This is a genomic window from Cupriavidus sp. 05T41, from assembly GCF_056396525.1.
Genome location: NZ_JBFTLQ010000091.1, coordinates 13,571 through 28,859 on the forward strand (window position 1 = coordinate 13,571; position 15,289 = coordinate 28,859).

Here is a 15,289-nt window from a genome sequence, read left to right on the forward strand (position 1 = left end):
CGCTACTCCACCGTGACGGACTTGGCCAGATTGCGAGGCTTGTCCACATCGGTCCCGCGTGCGCAGGCGGTGTGGTAGGCCAGCATCTGCAGCGGCACCACATGCAGGATCGGCGAGAGCAGCCCGTAGTGCTCCGGCATGCGGATGACGTGCAGCCCGGGCGCACTGACGATCATGCTGTCGGCGTCGGAGAAGACGTAGAGCTCACCGCCGCGTGCGCGCACTTCGTGCAGGTTGGACTTGAGCTTCTCCAGCAGGGCATCGTTGGGCGCGACCGCCACCACCGGCATCTCCTCCGTCACCAGCGCCAGCGGCCCGTGCTTGAGCTCGCCGGCGGCATAGGCCTCGGCATGGATGTAGGAAATCTCCTTGAGCTTCAGCGCGCCCTCCAGCGCGATGGGGTAGTGGATGCCGCGCCCGAGGAACAGCGCATTCTCCTTGCGCGCCAGCGAGCCTGCCCAGGCGATGATCTGCGGCTCCAGCGCCAGCACGCCGTTCAGTGCCGCCGGCAGGTGATGCAGCTGCTGCAGCATGACGGCCTCCTGCCAGGCGCCGAGCAGGCCGCGCTGCTTGGCCAGCGTGGCCGCCAGCACGAACAGCCCGACCAGCTGGGTGGTGAACGCCTTGGTCGAGGCAACCCCGATCTCGGCGCCGGCGCGGGTCAGGAAATGCAGGTTCGCCTGGCGCATGATGGCGCTGCCGGCGACATTGCAGACCGCCAGCGCATGGCGGTGGCCAAGCGCCTGCGCGTGCTTGAGCGCTGCCAGCGTGTCCGCCGTCTCGCCGGACTGCGAGATCACCAGCACCAGCGTGCGCGGGTTCGGCACACTGTCGCGATAACGGTACTCGCTGGCGATTTCCACGCTGGTGGGCATCCGCGCGATCGACTCCAGCCAGTATTTGGCGGTCAGGCCGGAGTGGTAGCTGGTGCCGCATGCGAGGATCAGCACTGAATCGATGTCGGCGAACGCGCCCTCGGCCTGCTCCCCGAACAGGGCAGGCGCGAACCCTTCCAGGTGTTCGGTGGAGTCGGCGATGACGGCCGGCTGCTCGAAGATCTCCTTCTGCATGTAGTGCTGGTACGGACCGAGCTCCACGGCGGAGGCGGTCGCTTCGATCTTGCGGATCTCGCGGCTGACCGCCTCGCCTTCGGCGTCCAGGATATGCACGCCGTCCCGCGACAGCGAGACCAGGTCCCCTTCCTCGAGGTAGATGAAATGCTCGGCGCTGCCGGTCAGCGCCATGGTGTCGGAGGCAAGGTAGTTGCCGTCGTCGCCCAGGCCCACCACCAGTGGCGATCCCGAGCGCGCGCCGATCACCAGGTCCGGCTGGTTGCGCGAGAACACGGCGATGGCGTAGGCGCCATGCAGCTGGGCGAGGGCGAGCCGCACGGCCTTGCACAGGTCGCCGCCGCCTTCGTGGTGAAAGCAGTGGTGCACCAGGTGCGCGATGACCTCGGTGTCGGTCTGCGAATCGAACTCGTAGCCGCGTGCGCGCAGCGATTCACGCAGCGCATCGTGATTCTCGATGATGCCGTTGTGAACCAGGGCGATCTCGCCGCTGGAGAAGATCGGGTGGGCATTGCGGGTAAGCGGCGCGCCATGGGTCGCCCAGCGCGTGTGGGCAATCCCGATGGTGCCTTCGAGCCGGGTCTGCCCGACCTGCTCCGCCAGCTTGGCCACGCGCGACATGCTGCGCGCGCGCCTGGGTTCTCCGTCCTGCAGCACGGCGATGCCGCAGGAGTCGTAGCCGCGATATTCCAGGCGCCGCAATCCTTCCAATAGGACCGGTGCCACATTACGTTGCGCGATAGCGCCGACAATGCCACACATGATGATTCCCCGTGAGAATACAGAAGTTGGTTCGCGCTGGCCTCGCGCGGCAACCTGCTGGCTGCCTGCGCGAGGCCGAACCGCCGATGCTGGTCAGGCCGCCTCCCTCTGCAGTTGTGCCACGTGCGAAACGAGGCCGTCCTCGTCGTGATAGGCCACCAGCCGGCGGCCGGTGCCCACCGACAGCACCACATCCTTGGCCAGGTCGAGCGTGGAGCCGGGCACGGTGCGGGCCTTGCGCATCGGGTCCACCTCGCTCTTCTCCAGGCGTCGCACCAGGGTCCACACCGTGAACACCAGGCCCATGCCAAGGATGGTCAGGGCATCGGGAACGATCTCCTTGAGCGAGAACTCGGTGCTCCCCGCCGAGACCACGCACCAGTAGATGTAGAACGCAGCCGCCACCCAGATCGATGCCAGCACCACGGGCCGTACCAGGCGGTACCAGACATATCGTCGGATTGCCTTGCCTCGCGCATGCTGTTGCAGATACTGCTGCAACGTCGTGCCGGATGCGTCAATGATCGGTTCTTTCATTTCTCACTCCTCCTCAAGAATGCTCTTCAAGCCGGCTGGCATACGCCGGCGCCGGTGACGTAGGCGGCGTGGACGCGGGCGCGCCTTCGCGGATGCCGCGGTCCGGGCTGACCCACCTGGCCCGGGTGCGGCGCTGGTGCAGCAGCACGCTGGGCAAGGCGATCACCGATGCGACCATGCTGATGGTCCAGAACGCGACCGGGTACCAGATCGTGTCCAGGAAGTAGTGCAGCAGCTTGGTGTCGTAGCGGCGATCGATGACGCAGCCCACCAGGATCTGCACGCAGCAGGTCAGAAAGAGGAAGACACCGGCCCCGCGCGGCAGCCCCGCGAAGCGCCACGCCTCGGGCAGGTCGAACAGCGCGGTAGCCGCCGTCATGACCAGGGTGAAGAGCATGCAGTAGGCCCAGATCACGCTGATCGAGTACTCGAGGAAGATCGGCCACATCATCGGCTTGTTCTTGATGACGATGGGCGCCGCGTACTTCTGCAACACCTGGATGCCGCCCCGCGCCCAGCGCAGGCGCTGCTTGAAGAGGCCCTTGAAGGTCTCCGGCATCAGGATCCAGCTGAGCGCGCGCGGCTCGAAGTGCAGGCGCCAGCCGTTGACCTGCAGTTTCCAGCTGATGTCGATGTCCTCGGTCAGCATGTCGGGGCTCCAGTAGCCCACGTTGCGCAGCGCGCTCTTGCGGAACATGCAGACTACGCCGGACACGGTGAGCAGGCGGCCGTACATCTCCTGGGTCCGCTTGATCAGGCCCACGATGGACGAGAACTCGCCGACCTGCATGCGGCCCAGCAGCGAGGTCCGGGTGCGGATGCGCGGATTTCCGGTCACCGCGCCAACCCCGGCGTCGCGCAGGAAATGGCGCAGCATCCAGCCAATCGCCTCGCGGTCGAGCAAGGAATCCCCGTCGATGCACAGCAGGTACTCGGCATCGGTCAGCATGGCCGCGGTGGTCAGTCCGATGGCCTTGCCCTCATTGTTGTTCTGGTGGATCACCAGCAATTGCGGGTACTGGTCGATCAGCTCGTCGAGGATCGCCCCGGTGGCATCGCGGCTGCCGTCGTTGACGGCGATGATGTTGAAGTTGGGATAGCGCAGTTGCGCCAGGTTCGCGATCACCTCGCGTACGTTGTCCTCCTCGTTGAAGCACGGCACGATCACCGAGACCTTGGGGCAGTCGAGCGTCGCGTCTGCGCGCTTCTTCATGCGCTCTTTCCTCTCGACCAGGAAGTAGTGGAGCAGTCCGCCGGTCATCCATAGATAGGACATGAACAGCGGATAGTAGAAAACGAAATTCGATATCAGGCTCGCGGTGCTCTTCATCATTTCCCCCACTTGTTCTTCTGTGCTCGTTGGCTAGACCTTCATGCCACTGCGCGGCCGTACCAGGTTCTGCATGGACATGACGTCCCGCAGCACCGCCAGGTCCGGCTGGTTCACCATGAACTGGTCCGGGCAATAGCCGAGGTGCTTCACGCCCGCCATGCGCAACTGCCGCATCTGCTGGAGCAAGTCGGTACTGGCGATGGGGGCCTGCGTGCGGCCGTCGAGCGTCTGCAGCGCGAAGATGGTTTTCGGCAGCGCCCCGGGATGCGCCGCCACCGCGCGCGCCAGGCTTTCCAGCCACGGCGTCGAAGGCGGTCCGCCCGTGTCCGCGAAGGCCATCAGGTTGACGAAGTCGTAGTGCGCGGCGAAGGCATCGATGTCCTGCGCCAGGCGCATGCCCGCGTCGGGACGCAGGACCGCGTTGGCAGGCAGGCTGCGCACGGTCAGCACATTGCCGCCGCCCTGGTAGTCCTTGACGATTTCCCCCAGCTGGCTGGTGAAGTCGATCAGGTACTGGAGCTTGGCGCCCGACCACCTCTGCAGCAGGTCGGGGTTGGCGCGGATCGCCGCGAGTTCGCGCGGCAGGCCCCAGTCGGCGTAGACGGCAAGGGCCGCATCGCTGGCATCCTCGACATCGCTCAGGCTTGCATCCTCGCCGAACACGACGCCGTTCAGCGCGGTGTACCTGCCCAGGTCGTAGTAGATATCGCGAATCACGCCGCGGGCGAGCGGATCGAAGGGGCTGAGCCGCTGCCGCTGGCGCGGATCGAACTGCGTGGGCGGCGAGCCCGGCAACACGCCCACCAGCCGCGACTCGGCCGGGTGGCCCGCCGGCAGCTTGTAGGAAAGCACCGGCAGTGCCGCGTAGACCTGCACCCCCGCGCGGGTGATCAGCTGCCAGGCCGTGCGCGAGAACAGGTCGGCGCGAACCGGCATGTGGCGGTTGGGGAAGTAGAGCGCCTGGGCGGTGCCGCTGCCGTCGGGGTCGTGATAGGCCTGCAGGTAGACCGACTTCGGCTCGAGATCCTTGATCCGGTCGATCAGCCGCGAGAGCCTGGCTTCCTGCCGGTCCGGGTTGGGATCGTACACATCGTCGAGCGAGACGTTGACCACCCGTTCGACCGGCTGGTTGTCGCCGCGGTAGGCCGATTGCTGGCGGAACTGGCCCATCATGACGCCGGCATCCCAGTCGTAGGAAACCAGCAGGCGACGGACCTTGGTCAAGGGCACGTCGGGCGTATTGGGCCCGTCGTCCAGGGTGAAGTGCACGCTCATGCCGAGCTTGTGCGATGCCCCGATCAGCGCGGCGTTGTACATGCCATACGGCCATACCATCGAGCGCACCCGGATGCCGGTGTTGGCCTGGATCAGGTCGGAACACTTCTTCAGGTCGCCTCCGACCCGGCTCTCGTATTCCTGGTCGGTCTCGTAGCGCTTCAGGTCGGCAAAGTAGAGGTGCGCGCTGGCCGCGGGCAATTCATTGCCCTGGGGGTTGGCCACGGCGCCGTGGTGCATGTCGTGGGTGTGCGAGGCGATTTCCACCAGCCCGGATTCCGCCATTTCGCGCAGGTTTTCCCAGCTCATGAAATAGCCCGGCGCCATCACCGACTTGTGGCTGATGCGCACCGGGTCCTCCTGCGGCGTGCCGGTCCAGCGCGACACCACGGCCACCAGGGCAGGATAGTTGTACTGACGCAGCAGCGGGAAGGCCTTGGTGTACTGGCTCTTGTAGGCATCGTCAAAGGTCAGCAGCACCGCGCGCGGCGGCAGCCGCGGGCCACCGTTGCGCGAGGCGACGATCTGCTCGACGCTGACCGGATGGAAGTCGTTGCCCTTGAGCCAGGCGAAGATATTGTTGAGCGTGGCGGTGCTGATGGCACAGGTGTCGGCCACGGTTCCCACATCGGCGCGCAGGTCGTCGCGAATATCGTGGAAGGCCAGCACGCGGAAGGTCAGCCCGTCGTCCCGGTCCGCCGGCGGCAGCAGGGACAGCCCATAGGCGGCATGGACGCTATGGGTGACCGACAGCGCGCCGGCAAGCCCGATGAATTTTCGGCGGTTCAGCTTATTCATGATGGCCTATAGGGGAACGTTGAGGTTGAGGTAGATCAGCTTGGTCGTCTCGCGATTGGAGTCGAAGCGGCGGCTGCCGACGCCGATGCCGTAGGTCAGCGAAGCCTTGCGGCCCAGCCGCCAGTACTGCTCGAGGCGGGCTTCCCACAGCATGCTGTCGCCGAAGCCGTCCTGCCGGTAGCCGCCCGCGGTGACGTACACGCGCTGGCTGAACAACTTCTCGGCGTAGCGCCACGGCGTCCACTGGTACATGGTGCGCAGTTGCGCGACGTAGTCGCGCCGCGGATTGAAGTACGCGGTGCCGTCCAGCGTGTTGCTGCTCGTGCCGACATCCAGCCAGATCGACACCTGGTGGCGCGGCTGGTTCAGCAACCGCTCGTACCAGGTGCCCAGCCATTGCTGGTGCAGGTTGGTGTCGCTGTAGCGGGACGCGCCATACAGCACGTTGAAATAGCGCTGATCGTCCTGCGAAAAGCGCGCGCTTGCGTTGGCCGAGCGGCCGGTGACGCCAGCCTGGTACGCCTTCAGCGGCAGCGTGTTGTCGTCGGAGTCGACCCCGGCGCCGAAGCGCCAGCGGTCCGTGGGCTGGAAGGCCAGCGTGCCCGTGCCGCCGGTCTTGGCCTGGCCGCCGGTGGAGCGATGCACCTCCGCCGAGGCTTCCCAGCCGTCGCGCCGGAATTCGCCGCCCATGCCGTTGCGTATGCGGCTGACACTGAGGCCATCGCCGGTATCGCCGCGCGCGGAGTACTGGTGGGCGAAGACGCGCCAGTAGTCGGCCAGCGGCGACGAGTACAGCCGCGTGTCGACGCCCCAGGCGTGATCCGCCAGCGCCGCGTTGCCGCGTTCGCCAATGGCGTCGATGATCAGTTGCGGGCGCTCGTAGACGTGGTACTCGCGCTGGAAGTTCTTGACGCTGTTGTTGTCGGGGAAATTGCCATCGAACACCTTGGCGACCGCGTTGGCCTGGTCATACTGATGCAGCTCCAGCGCGGTCTTGCCGATGCCCACCAGGCTTTCGATATCGCCGGGGTGGTCGGCCTGGGCCTGGCGGTAGATGCTCTGCGAGGCGTACGGGCGCTCCAGGACCAGCGAGCCGTCGGCGCGCGCGGTCAGCAAGGAGGGGTCGAACGGCGCGTCCTTGCGCAGCGCATCGAGCGCCTGCACGCCCTCATGCACGTGATTGGTATAGAGCAGGTATTGCGCCTGCAGCTTCTTGACCCGCCCGTATTGCGGATTGGTCTTGTCTGCGTCTTCCGACAATTCGTCGTGCGCCGGCGTGTTGCGCGCCATGTTCGCGACCAGGTCACGCGCCGCTTCGTAGTGCCCCTGGTCAAGGTAGGCGAAGAACAGGCTCTCCTGCACCGTCGGCAGCGATAGCGCGTAGGGCTCGGTGGTTTCCTTGAGCGGCTCGACCGTCGTCTGCAGGGACAGTTCGTAGGCACGCGCGGCGAGGTCGGGCTTGTCGAGATAGGCGTAGGCATCGCCCGCGGCGACGTAGGCCGGGGCCGGCAACGGTTCGTTCGTCTGCGAGAGCTGCTCGTACAGCGCGGCGGCTTCCTTCATGCGCCCGCGCACCGACAAGGCAGTCAGCCGGTCGGCCTGGACGGTGCGCCGCACGCCGTTGAAATCGTCCCCCTTTTGCGCCTCCACCCGGGCCAGCAGCGAATCGGCCGCGGCGAGCGCACCATCGGCCGGAACCAGGCGGTCCTGGTCATTGGAAGCACTGGCCTGCTGTCGTGCCCAACGGATCTGCTGGGCTACGACAAGATGCTCCAGCAGCAGCAGGTCGCGGAGCGCGAATACGTCCGGACGCGCCGTTGCCTGTTCCAGCGCCAGCTTCGGCGAGCCACCCTCGGCCAGGCCGAAGATGCGCTCCCGGGTCTGATCCTTCTCCCCGGCCCCCGCCGGCTGTTCCACCCGGGCTGCCGGCTGCGGACGCGGCGCTGCCTGCCGCACGGCTTCTGCGGCGCAATGTTCGCGGGCGAATAGGGCCAATAGCACGGCTGTGGTCTTGAGCGTGGTTCGCAATCGCTTGCGACTCTGCTGGGATGCGTTCACGGTTACTCCCCCGGATTGCACTGCTAACGACAAGCAAAACGTCTCCCTTGGCGTGCGACATATCCTTGCCGGCGCCATTGCGATGCAACCTGAGAGACGGGCATCACCCAGCCGGCCGGAAGGCACCGTCGCAACGCAACGGGCCAGGCCGGCCGACCGAAACATGTCCTTGCTGAAACTCAACCAGATACCAGGGCGCCACCGGCTCGTCGCGCGCTACGCCCTGTCATTCCCATCCAATACCGTCTCGCCTTGCAATGCCGTGCACTGCGGCGGACTTGTTTCCTGATGCTTATTTGTTCTATCCCGCGGCTGCCGCCAGGGCGGTCTGCCGGGTCATTCGGGTGCTCGCCATGACTTTTCTCGCTCGCTCTTTCCTGCTGTTTTTTCCTATTTGTGCGGAGCATTATTTGGCGAATACGTCCCATAGCGACAGTGACCAGAAGCATTAGACGGCCTAGCCGAAAGTGGGACGAGGTCTAAGCCGCATGGCCATGGCTTTGTCACGTGGATGAAACTAATGCGCGCAGCCGGCAGGCGCGGCAGCGTTGCCGCGCTCGGGATGCGGCGGCGCGCGGCCCTGCGAGGACCTGCCGGGAAGCAGCGCTGGCCGCCCGCTCAGGGCGGGCCGGAAGATGTGTCGGGAAGGTATGAGGACGATGGCCGATACATCCCGTGGCGCGGGGTTGATGTACCGCCGAAGTGTGTTGTTGCGACAGCCGCAGCCGCAGCCGCAGCTGCTGTGTCCTGGCTAGCGGAGTGCCGGTGGCGCGGTCGGCAGCCGGCTGGCCGGGTTGTCGTGGATACGGGGGGGGCGCGCGCCGAGTCCGGTGGCCACGCAGGAAGCGTGTCGGAAATCATCGGCGCCGGGATGATTTATGCGTACGGCTTTTGGCTGAGGGGCAGCGACTCCCTCAACCATCAGATACCGAGGCCAGCCGCGGGCGGCTGGCCTTCTTCAACGGGGGTGCGACCACGCGGCCAGCGGCCGCGTCGCTAGCCGCCTTCGCGGGCCGTCGTGCATCGCGCCCGGTAGTCGGACTCCAGCGCATGGATCGCAGACTCGCGGGCGGCGCTGGGGCTGGTCAGTCCGGGCGTTGCCTCGATGCTGCGCCGGGTGCCGACCAGGGGCTGCTGCGCTTGCGCCGTGCGGATTTTCTGCAACAGCCCGGCGCATGCGACGCGCAGGGACTCGCCATCTTCGCTGGCGACCGTGGGTGGCATGCGGTAAGGCGTCTCGCCTCGCTGCACTGCAGTGGAAATGGCGTCGCTCACCGCTGCACTGGCGGCAGAGGGCATCGTCGGCTGGGCATGGGCCGCGCCGGCCAGCCCCAACAGGGGCAAGGCAAGCAAGGCGGAAACGTAAGGCGCAAGCGTCACATTGTCCTCCACCGGGCAGCTAGGGGCTCTTTCAGTGTAGGCGTTCGCGCACTTCTGAACAGGAGAATCGCGCCGGGCGCGGCCGCGCGTTCGTGCGAGTGCGTACCGACTGCCGGGCATGCGGCGCGGTCCGCGGCGCCATCGTCACTGCGCACGCCTCGGCTTGCCCGGGACGGGCATCACCGGGGTGGCGGCGGGTGCCGGTGCCGGCGGGGACGGCACCGAGGGCGAGCGCGCGTCGGGGGCAACCGCGCGCGGCAAGCGCAAGGCAGCGATGCCCTCGGGCGCGCTGAACGCCCGGCCGTTGCCGTAGCCGGTGGAAACGGCTTCGAGGTAGCCCGGCGGCTGGGCCTGGTCGGGCGTGAGCGCAGGGCCCGCCTGCGCCGCGGGCGGGGCGAAGGCGATGCTTTGCATGCACATTCCGAGCACCCGAACCAGGAGCACCGCGCGCCGCAGTTTACGCAATGCCACGCGCAGCCGCGGGACGGCATGGCTCTCTGGGCGCTCGGGGCATTGGATCTTCATTTGCGGTTCTCCGAAGGGGCCTGGGGCCCCGGGGACGGGAGGGCGGGCATCGGCCCCGCGCCTGATGCTCTGACCGCATGGACCGTGCCATCCCCGCCGCAACGGATCGGAGGCGCGAATGGGGATGCGCCGCCACTTGGCGGCGGCCACATGTTGGAAGTTCGCAGACAGGTGCGCTGCGCAAAGGTTGGCCGGCGGGCAACACAGGCAGGGGCGGGGGCTCAGCCGGCGGCGCCGGTCACGATGCGCCGTCGGTCCCGGTGGGCTGCCAGTGGATTCAGCGTTTTCGGCGGCGGATGTTAGGACTTCAGAAGGCTGCGACTGTGGATAACCACGCCTCGTCCTGGGGATAAGTGGGCCGGAAAGCTGTGGCCTGGCTGGGGGTGGGCTGTGGGACGTATACGTACAACTTCGTGGCGCCAAGAGCACTTCACGTATACGCACAAAGATATCCCGAGTCATAGGGGTATTCCCCTATGACTTATCTTTCCTGCAAGTCACTGAATCGAAAGGGGAAAACCAGCTTATCCACGGGAAATGGGTGCGTTTACCTACTACTACTATTTATGTATACGTAAACAATACTGAAAGACTTAAGGCAATCATTGCGGAGGCGGGCGGGGTGAACGTATACGCGTCAGCCTGCCTCGCGAAACGACGTATACGTCTGTCGCCAGGGCCTCCCCGCGTTTACGTCTGCCTCAGGTCCGCCCGGTGCCCGTTCAGCGCGGTACCTTGAACGTCTTGCGTGCGCGCAGCACCTGCTCGCGCGTGGTGCAGCCGTCCTGGTGGTCGTTGACCAGCCCCATCGCCTGCATCAGCGCATACATCGTGGTGGGGCCGACGAAGCGCCAGCCGCGCTTCTTCAGGTCCTTGGACAGCGCCGTGGATTCCGGCGAGATCGCCATGGTGCGCAGCACTTCGGGTGTCAGCACCTTGGGCCGGCTTGCCGGTTCCGGCTCGAAGCGCCAGAAATAGGCTGCCAGCGAAGACTCGGTCTCGAGCAGCTCGCGGGCGCGCTGCGCGTTGTTGATGGCTGCCTCGATCTTGCCGCGGTGCCGCACGATGCCGGCATCCCCCAGCAGGCGCTGGATATCCTTCTCGCCGAAGCGCGCCACCTTCTCGATATCGAAATTGGCAAAGCCGCGGCGGAACGCCTCGCGCTTGCGCAGGATGGTCAGCCAGCTCAGGCCGGCCTGGAAGCCTTCGAGGCAAAGTTTCTCGAACAGGCGGCGGTCGTCGTCGACGGGGAAACCCCATTCGGTGTCGTGATAGTGGCAGTAGTCTTCCAGCGTCCCGCACCAGCCGCAGCGCTGGCGTTCTGGCGTGGTGGCTTCCTTCTTGGCAGGCATCTTGGCTTTTCTCCTTGGAGGCGTCATCTTAAGGCCGCCGGCGTGGCCTGTCGTGTCCGCGACGCATGCCAGTGATGCACGATGAGGGCATTTGATACGATGTGCCATCGAGGGTGCGAACCCCTAAACCCATCAATGCACGACACCGACATGGAACAACGACTAGCCACTCTGGAAGAAGACGGCTGGCAGCTCGACGATGGCGACGCCATCGCCGCGGCCTATCCCGAAACCTTCTGGCTCCCGCCGCTGGAGCAGCGCCAGGCGCTGCAGCCCGGCCAGATCGTCAAGCTGATCTTCCGCATCCTCACCACCGACGAGCAGGACCGCGAGGAGCAGCACGTAGAGCGCATGTGGGTGGTGGTCACCGGGCGAGAGGGCGGCCTCTACAGCGGCGATCTCGACAACCAGCCCTATTGCACCGAGGAAATGGCACCCGGCATGCCGCTGTGGTTCGAGGCGCGCCACGTCATCAATATCCATAGCGACGACGAGGACTGAACGGCCCTGCCGGCCGCGCCGGGCACCCCAATGGCTCGCTTCGCTTCATCTTGCATCAACCCCTGGTCAACCTGTAAGGCGACACATAACTGATGCGCTGGATCTTCGCGGTGATTGGCATGGTGCTGGGCGCGGTGGCGGCCGGCTTCGGGGGCGCCCTGACGGGCGCCGTGCTGGGCTTCGGCTTTGGCTGGCTGGTGAGCGAGCGGCCGGCGCGGCCGCGCGCGCCGGGCGATGCGTGGGAGATTCCCGCAGGCACTGCGCAGGGCGCCACGCAGGACGCTGCCGGCCAGGCGCCGCTGCCGCTGGCGGCGCGCGTGGCCAACCTCGAGCGCGAACTGGCCGCGCTCAGGGGTGAGCTGGCGCAGCTGCGCGGCGCGGCGGGCGCGCAAGCGCTCCAGGACCCGGCGGTTGCGCAGCCTTCCTCGTCCGCGACCGAGGCAGGCGAGATGCCGGTCCGGGTCCCTGTCCTGGTCCCTGTCCCGGCCGCGGCGGCAGCGCCACCATCCATTGCCATGCCCGCGGCGATCCCGGTGCCGCCGGTGGTCGCACAGCCGCCGGTATCGCCGGCGGTGGTTCCGCCCGCGCCGCCGCTCTCCACGCCGCTCGGCCCGCAGGAGCCGGACTTTGTCCAGCGCGCGCTGTCTGCCGCGCGCGACTGGCTGCTCGGCGGCAACAGCGTGGTGCGGGTCGGCGTGCTGATCCTGTTCTTCGGCGTAGCCTTCCTGCTCAAGTACGCGTCCGACAACGCGATGCTGCCGGTGGAGTTCCGCCTTGCCGGCGTGGCCGCCGGCGCGGTGGCGCTGCTGGCGATGGGCTGGCTCCTGCGCGAGCGCCGCGCCACCTACGCGCTGGTGCTGCAGGGCGGCGGCGTGGGCGTGCTGTACCTCACGGTGTTCGCCGCCACCAAGCTGTATGGCCTGCTGCCGGCGGCGGCGGCCTTCCCGCTGCTGGTGGCGATCTGCGTGCTGGCCGGCGGCCTGGCGGTGCTGCAGAACGCGGCAGTGCTGGCATTCACGGGCAGCGCCGGCGGCTTTCTCGCCCCGGTACTGATCTCCACCGGCGGCGGCAGCCACGTGATGCTGTTCAGCTACTACGCGCTGCTCAACGCCGGCATCTTCGCCATTGCCTGGTTCCGCGCCTGGCGCCAGCTCAACCTGCTCGGCTTTGCCTTCACCTTCGGCATCGGCACGGCATGGGGCGCGTTCAACTACCGCCCCGCGCTGCTGGCCAGCACCGAGCCCTTCCTGATCCTGTTCTTCCTGATGTACACCGGCATCGCGCTGCTCTATGCGCTGCGCCGGCAGGTCAGCCTGAAGGACTACGTGGACGGCACGCTGGTGTTCGGCACGCCGCTGCTGGCGATGGGCCTGCAGGCCGCGCTGGTGCGCAATATCCCGTTTGCCATGGCATGGAGCGCGGTCGCGCTGGCGGCCTTCTACCTCGGCCTGGCCGCATGGCTGTCGGCGCGGCGCGAGCGCCTGGGGCTGCTGTTCGAGGCCATGCTGGCGCTTGGCGTCATCTTTGCCACGCTGGCCGTGCCGCTGGCTTTCGACGGGCGCACCACCAGCGCGGTGTGGGCGGTGGAGGGCGCCGCCGTGGTGTGGCTGGGCGTGCGCCAGCAGCGCCGCCTGGCGCTGGCCAGCGGCTTGCTGCTGCAACTGGCTGGCGGCATGGCCTTCGCCGCGGGCAGCCTGTCCGAGACCGCCCGGCTGGAGTGGCCTGTGCTGAACAGCCGCTATATCGGCACCTTGCTGCTGGCCGGGTCAGGCATCTTCAGCGGCTGGCGCCTGCACGGACGGCCCGAGGCACGCGCCTGGTACGCGCCGTGCGCGCCGCTGGGCCTGGCGGCGGCCGGCTGGGGCTTGCTGTGGTGGCTGGGCGGCGGCGTGGCCGAAATCCTGCACTGGCACATGCAGCGAGGCTGGCAGCCGCGGGCCCTGCTGGAGCTGCTGGCGCTGTTCGTGGCGCTCGGCGGATGGCTGGCGCACCTGGCGCGGCGCGGCCTGGCATGGCCGCTGGCGGGCATGCCGGCGCTGGCCGTGGCACCGCTGCTGGCCGTGCTGGCAGCGCTGAGCTGCGCGGCCCGATTGGCCTCGCCCTTGGCCGGCACGGGCGCGCTGGCCTGGCTGGCGGTCTTCGCTGCGACCTACGTGCTGCTGCGACGCCTGCAGGACGATGTGCCCGATGCGCTGCTGGCGCCACACCATGCGCTGCTGTTCGGGACGCTGTGCATGCTGCTGACCACGGAGGGCTACTGGCGCTTGCGCGCCTACGTGCCGGAAGGCGCGTGGAGCTGGAGCGCGTGGGCCTACGGCTACGGCGCGCTGCTGGCGCTGCTGTCGGCCTGGGGCTGGCGCCTGCGCTGGCCGGTGGCCCGCTTCGCGCGCGCCTACCTGCTGTGGGGCGCCGCGCCACTGGCGGCGCTGTTGTGGCTGTGGAGCGTGGCCAGCGTGGCCAGCGACGGCGATGCCGCCCCGCTGTTCTACCTGCCGCTGCTCAACCCGCTCGACGTGGCGCAGCTGCTCGCCGCGCTGGCGCTGGTGCTGTGGTTGCGCCGCCTTGCCGCGCTGGGGCTGGCCGGCTGCCCGCGCGTGCTGGAGTACGCCGCGTTGGCCACCGCCTTCCTGTGGTTCAACGCGGTCCTGCTGCGCACCCTGCATCATCACTTCGGCATCGGCTATGGCGTGGCGGACGTACTGCGCTCGCTGAACCTGCAACTGGTCTTCCTGGCGGGCTGGAGCGCGTTCGCGCTGGCCGGGATGGTCTGGGCGCGGCGCGACAGCCTGCTGCGCCTGTTTGCCGTGGCCTCGGCGCCCCTGGTGGTGCTGATGTGGCTGTGGACGCTGTACGCCAACCTGACCCAGGCCGGCGCCACCCTCGGCCGCGTGCCGCTGCTCAATCCGCTGGATCTCGTGCAGGTGCTGGTCTACGGCGTGGCAATGTTGTGGCTCGCGCGGGCGCGGCGCATCGGCATGCCGGTGGAGCCGTACGCTGACGGGCTCAGGGGCATCGCCGCGGCCACGCTCTTCGTCTGGCTCAACGCGATGCTGCTGCGCACGCTTCATCACTGGTCCGGCGTGCCCTACACGCTGCAGGAGCTGGGCGCATCCACGCTGGTGCAGGCCTCGCTGTCGGTGTTCTGGACCGTGCTGGCGCTGATCGTGATGGTGGCGGCCACCCGGCGCGGCACGCGCGTGCTGTGGTTCGTGGGCGGGGCGCTGCTCGGCGTGACGGTGATCAAGCTGTTCCTGCTCGACCTGTCCTTCGTCAAGGGCATCGAGCGGATCATCTCGTTTATCGGCGTGGGCGTCCTGCTGTTGCTGATCGGCTATTTCTCGCCCTTGCCGCCGAAGGCGAAGGAGGCCGCATGACACGGTTTTCCCCCGGCCCCGGCAGGCCGGCCAAGGCGCTGCTCCTGGGCGCCGTCGTGGCGCTGCTGGCCCCGGGCCTGGCGTGGGCCGAGCGCTTCGCGCTGGTCACCGAAGGCGCCGCGGCGTACTACGCGGTGACGCTGGATGCCAGCGTCTACGCCCACGCGCGGCAAGGCGGACTCGGCGACCTGCGCGTGCGCAACGGCGCCGGCGAGTTGTTGCCCTATGCGCTGGCGCTGCCGGCCGAGGCGCCCGCCGAAGTGCGCACGCTGCACGAAGTGCCGTGGTTCGCGCTGCCGGCGGCGCGCGCACCGGTCCAGGGCG

Annotated in this window: 11 protein-coding genes; 3 read left to right on the top strand and 8 right to left on the bottom strand. The window is 67.7% G+C overall.

Features of this window, described 5'->3' with window-relative positions:
* Positions 1-2: 2 nt before the first annotated feature.
* The 8 genes from glmS to AC1DKV_RS34235 all read right to left on the bottom strand — a co-directional run bounded on the left by glmS (position 3) and on the right by AC1DKV_RS34235 (position 11,090).
* The gene (gene glmS / locus AC1DKV_RS34200; protein WP_441612994.1) at positions 3-1,832 is read right to left on the bottom strand and encodes a glutamine--fructose-6-phosphate transaminase (isomerizing); all 1,830 of its coding nucleotides are present in this window, start codon (positions 1,830-1,832) and stop codon (positions 3-5) included.
* Between the two features lie 93 nt (positions 1,833-1,925).
* The gene (locus AC1DKV_RS34205; protein WP_441612995.1) at positions 1,926-2,369 is read right to left on the bottom strand and encodes a hypothetical protein; all 444 of its coding nucleotides are present in this window, start codon (positions 2,367-2,369) and stop codon (positions 1,926-1,928) included.
* A 13-nt stretch (positions 2,370-2,382) separates the two neighbouring features.
* On the bottom strand, positions 2,383-3,699 hold the full coding sequence (pgaC, locus tag AC1DKV_RS34210) for a poly-beta-1,6-N-acetyl-D-glucosamine synthase (protein WP_441613055.1): 1,317 nt from the start codon (positions 3,697-3,699) through the stop codon (positions 2,383-2,385).
* A 33-nt stretch (positions 3,700-3,732) separates the two neighbouring features.
* On the bottom strand, positions 3,733-5,775 hold the full coding sequence (pgaB, locus tag AC1DKV_RS34215) for a poly-beta-1,6-N-acetyl-D-glucosamine N-deacetylase PgaB (RefSeq protein ID WP_441612996.1): 2,043 nt from the start codon (positions 5,773-5,775) through the stop codon (positions 3,733-3,735).
* A gap of 6 nt (positions 5,776-5,781) precedes the next feature.
* Complete coding sequence (gene pgaA / locus AC1DKV_RS34220) at positions 5,782-7,833, bottom strand: poly-beta-1,6 N-acetyl-D-glucosamine export porin PgaA (RefSeq protein ID WP_441612997.1); 2,052 nt, start codon at positions 7,831-7,833, stop codon at positions 5,782-5,784.
* A 996-nt stretch (positions 7,834-8,829) separates the two neighbouring features.
* On the bottom strand, positions 8,830-9,213 hold the full coding sequence (locus AC1DKV_RS34225; RefSeq protein WP_441612998.1) for a hypothetical protein: 384 nt from the start codon (positions 9,211-9,213) through the stop codon (positions 8,830-8,832).
* Positions 9,214-9,357: 144 nt separating this feature from the next.
* On the bottom strand, positions 9,358-9,627 hold the full coding sequence (locus AC1DKV_RS34230) for a hypothetical protein (protein WP_441612999.1): 270 nt from the start codon (positions 9,625-9,627) through the stop codon (positions 9,358-9,360).
* An 833-nt stretch (positions 9,628-10,460) separates the two neighbouring features.
* Positions 10,461-11,090 carry a DNA-3-methyladenine glycosylase I gene (locus AC1DKV_RS34235; RefSeq protein ID WP_441613001.1) on the bottom strand — a complete coding sequence of 210 codons (630 nt, stop codon included), beginning with the start codon at positions 11,088-11,090 and terminating at the stop codon, positions 10,461-10,463.
* Positions 11,091-11,240: 150 nt separating this feature from the next.
* Between AC1DKV_RS34235 and AC1DKV_RS34240 the strand changes: the two genes are divergently transcribed.
* The 3 genes from AC1DKV_RS34240 to AC1DKV_RS34250 form a co-directional block, all read left to right on the top strand.
* Positions 11,241-11,591, top strand: a complete 351-nt coding sequence (locus tag AC1DKV_RS34240) for a DUF2314 domain-containing protein (RefSeq protein WP_441613002.1) — start codon at positions 11,241-11,243, stop codon at positions 11,589-11,591.
* A gap of 92 nt (positions 11,592-11,683) precedes the next feature.
* Positions 11,684-14,965: a DUF2339 domain-containing protein gene (locus AC1DKV_RS34245; RefSeq protein ID WP_441613003.1), complete on the top strand. Its 3,282-nt coding sequence runs from the start codon at positions 11,684-11,686 to the stop codon at positions 14,963-14,965.
* On the top strand, positions 14,962-15,289 hold a 328-nt coding region (locus tag AC1DKV_RS34250; RefSeq protein WP_477139087.1), incomplete at its 3' end, for a DUF3999 family protein. The genes AC1DKV_RS34245 and AC1DKV_RS34250, both read left to right, overlap by 4 nt.

What these genes read in the sequence shown, in the direction of transcription:
- glmS (WP_441612994.1), bottom strand. Translation starts at nt 1,832, where the DNA reads ATGTGTGGCATTGTCGGCGCTATCGCGCAACGTAATGTGGCACCGGTC.
- AC1DKV_RS34205 (WP_441612995.1), bottom strand. Translation starts at nt 2,369, where the DNA reads ATGAAAGAACCGATCATTGACGCATCCGGCACGACGTTGCAGCAGTAT.
- pgaC (WP_441613055.1), bottom strand. Translation starts at nt 3,699, where the DNA reads ATGAAGAGCACCGCGAGCCTGATATCGAATTTCGTTTTCTACTATCCG.
- pgaB (WP_441612996.1), bottom strand. Translation starts at nt 5,775, where the DNA reads ATGAATAAGCTGAACCGCCGAAAATTCATCGGGCTTGCCGGCGCGCTG.
- AC1DKV_RS34230 (WP_441612999.1), bottom strand. Translation starts at nt 9,627, where the DNA reads ATGCAAAGCATCGCCTTCGCCCCGCCCGCGGCGCAGGCGGGCCCTGCG.
- AC1DKV_RS34235 (WP_441613001.1), bottom strand. Translation starts at nt 11,090, where the DNA reads ATGCCTGCCAAGAAGGAAGCCACCACGCCAGAACGCCAGCGCTGCGGC.
- AC1DKV_RS34240 (WP_441613002.1), top strand. Translation starts at nt 11,241, where the DNA reads ATGGAACAACGACTAGCCACTCTGGAAGAAGACGGCTGGCAGCTCGAC.
- AC1DKV_RS34245 (WP_441613003.1), top strand. Translation starts at nt 11,684, where the DNA reads ATGCGCTGGATCTTCGCGGTGATTGGCATGGTGCTGGGCGCGGTGGCG.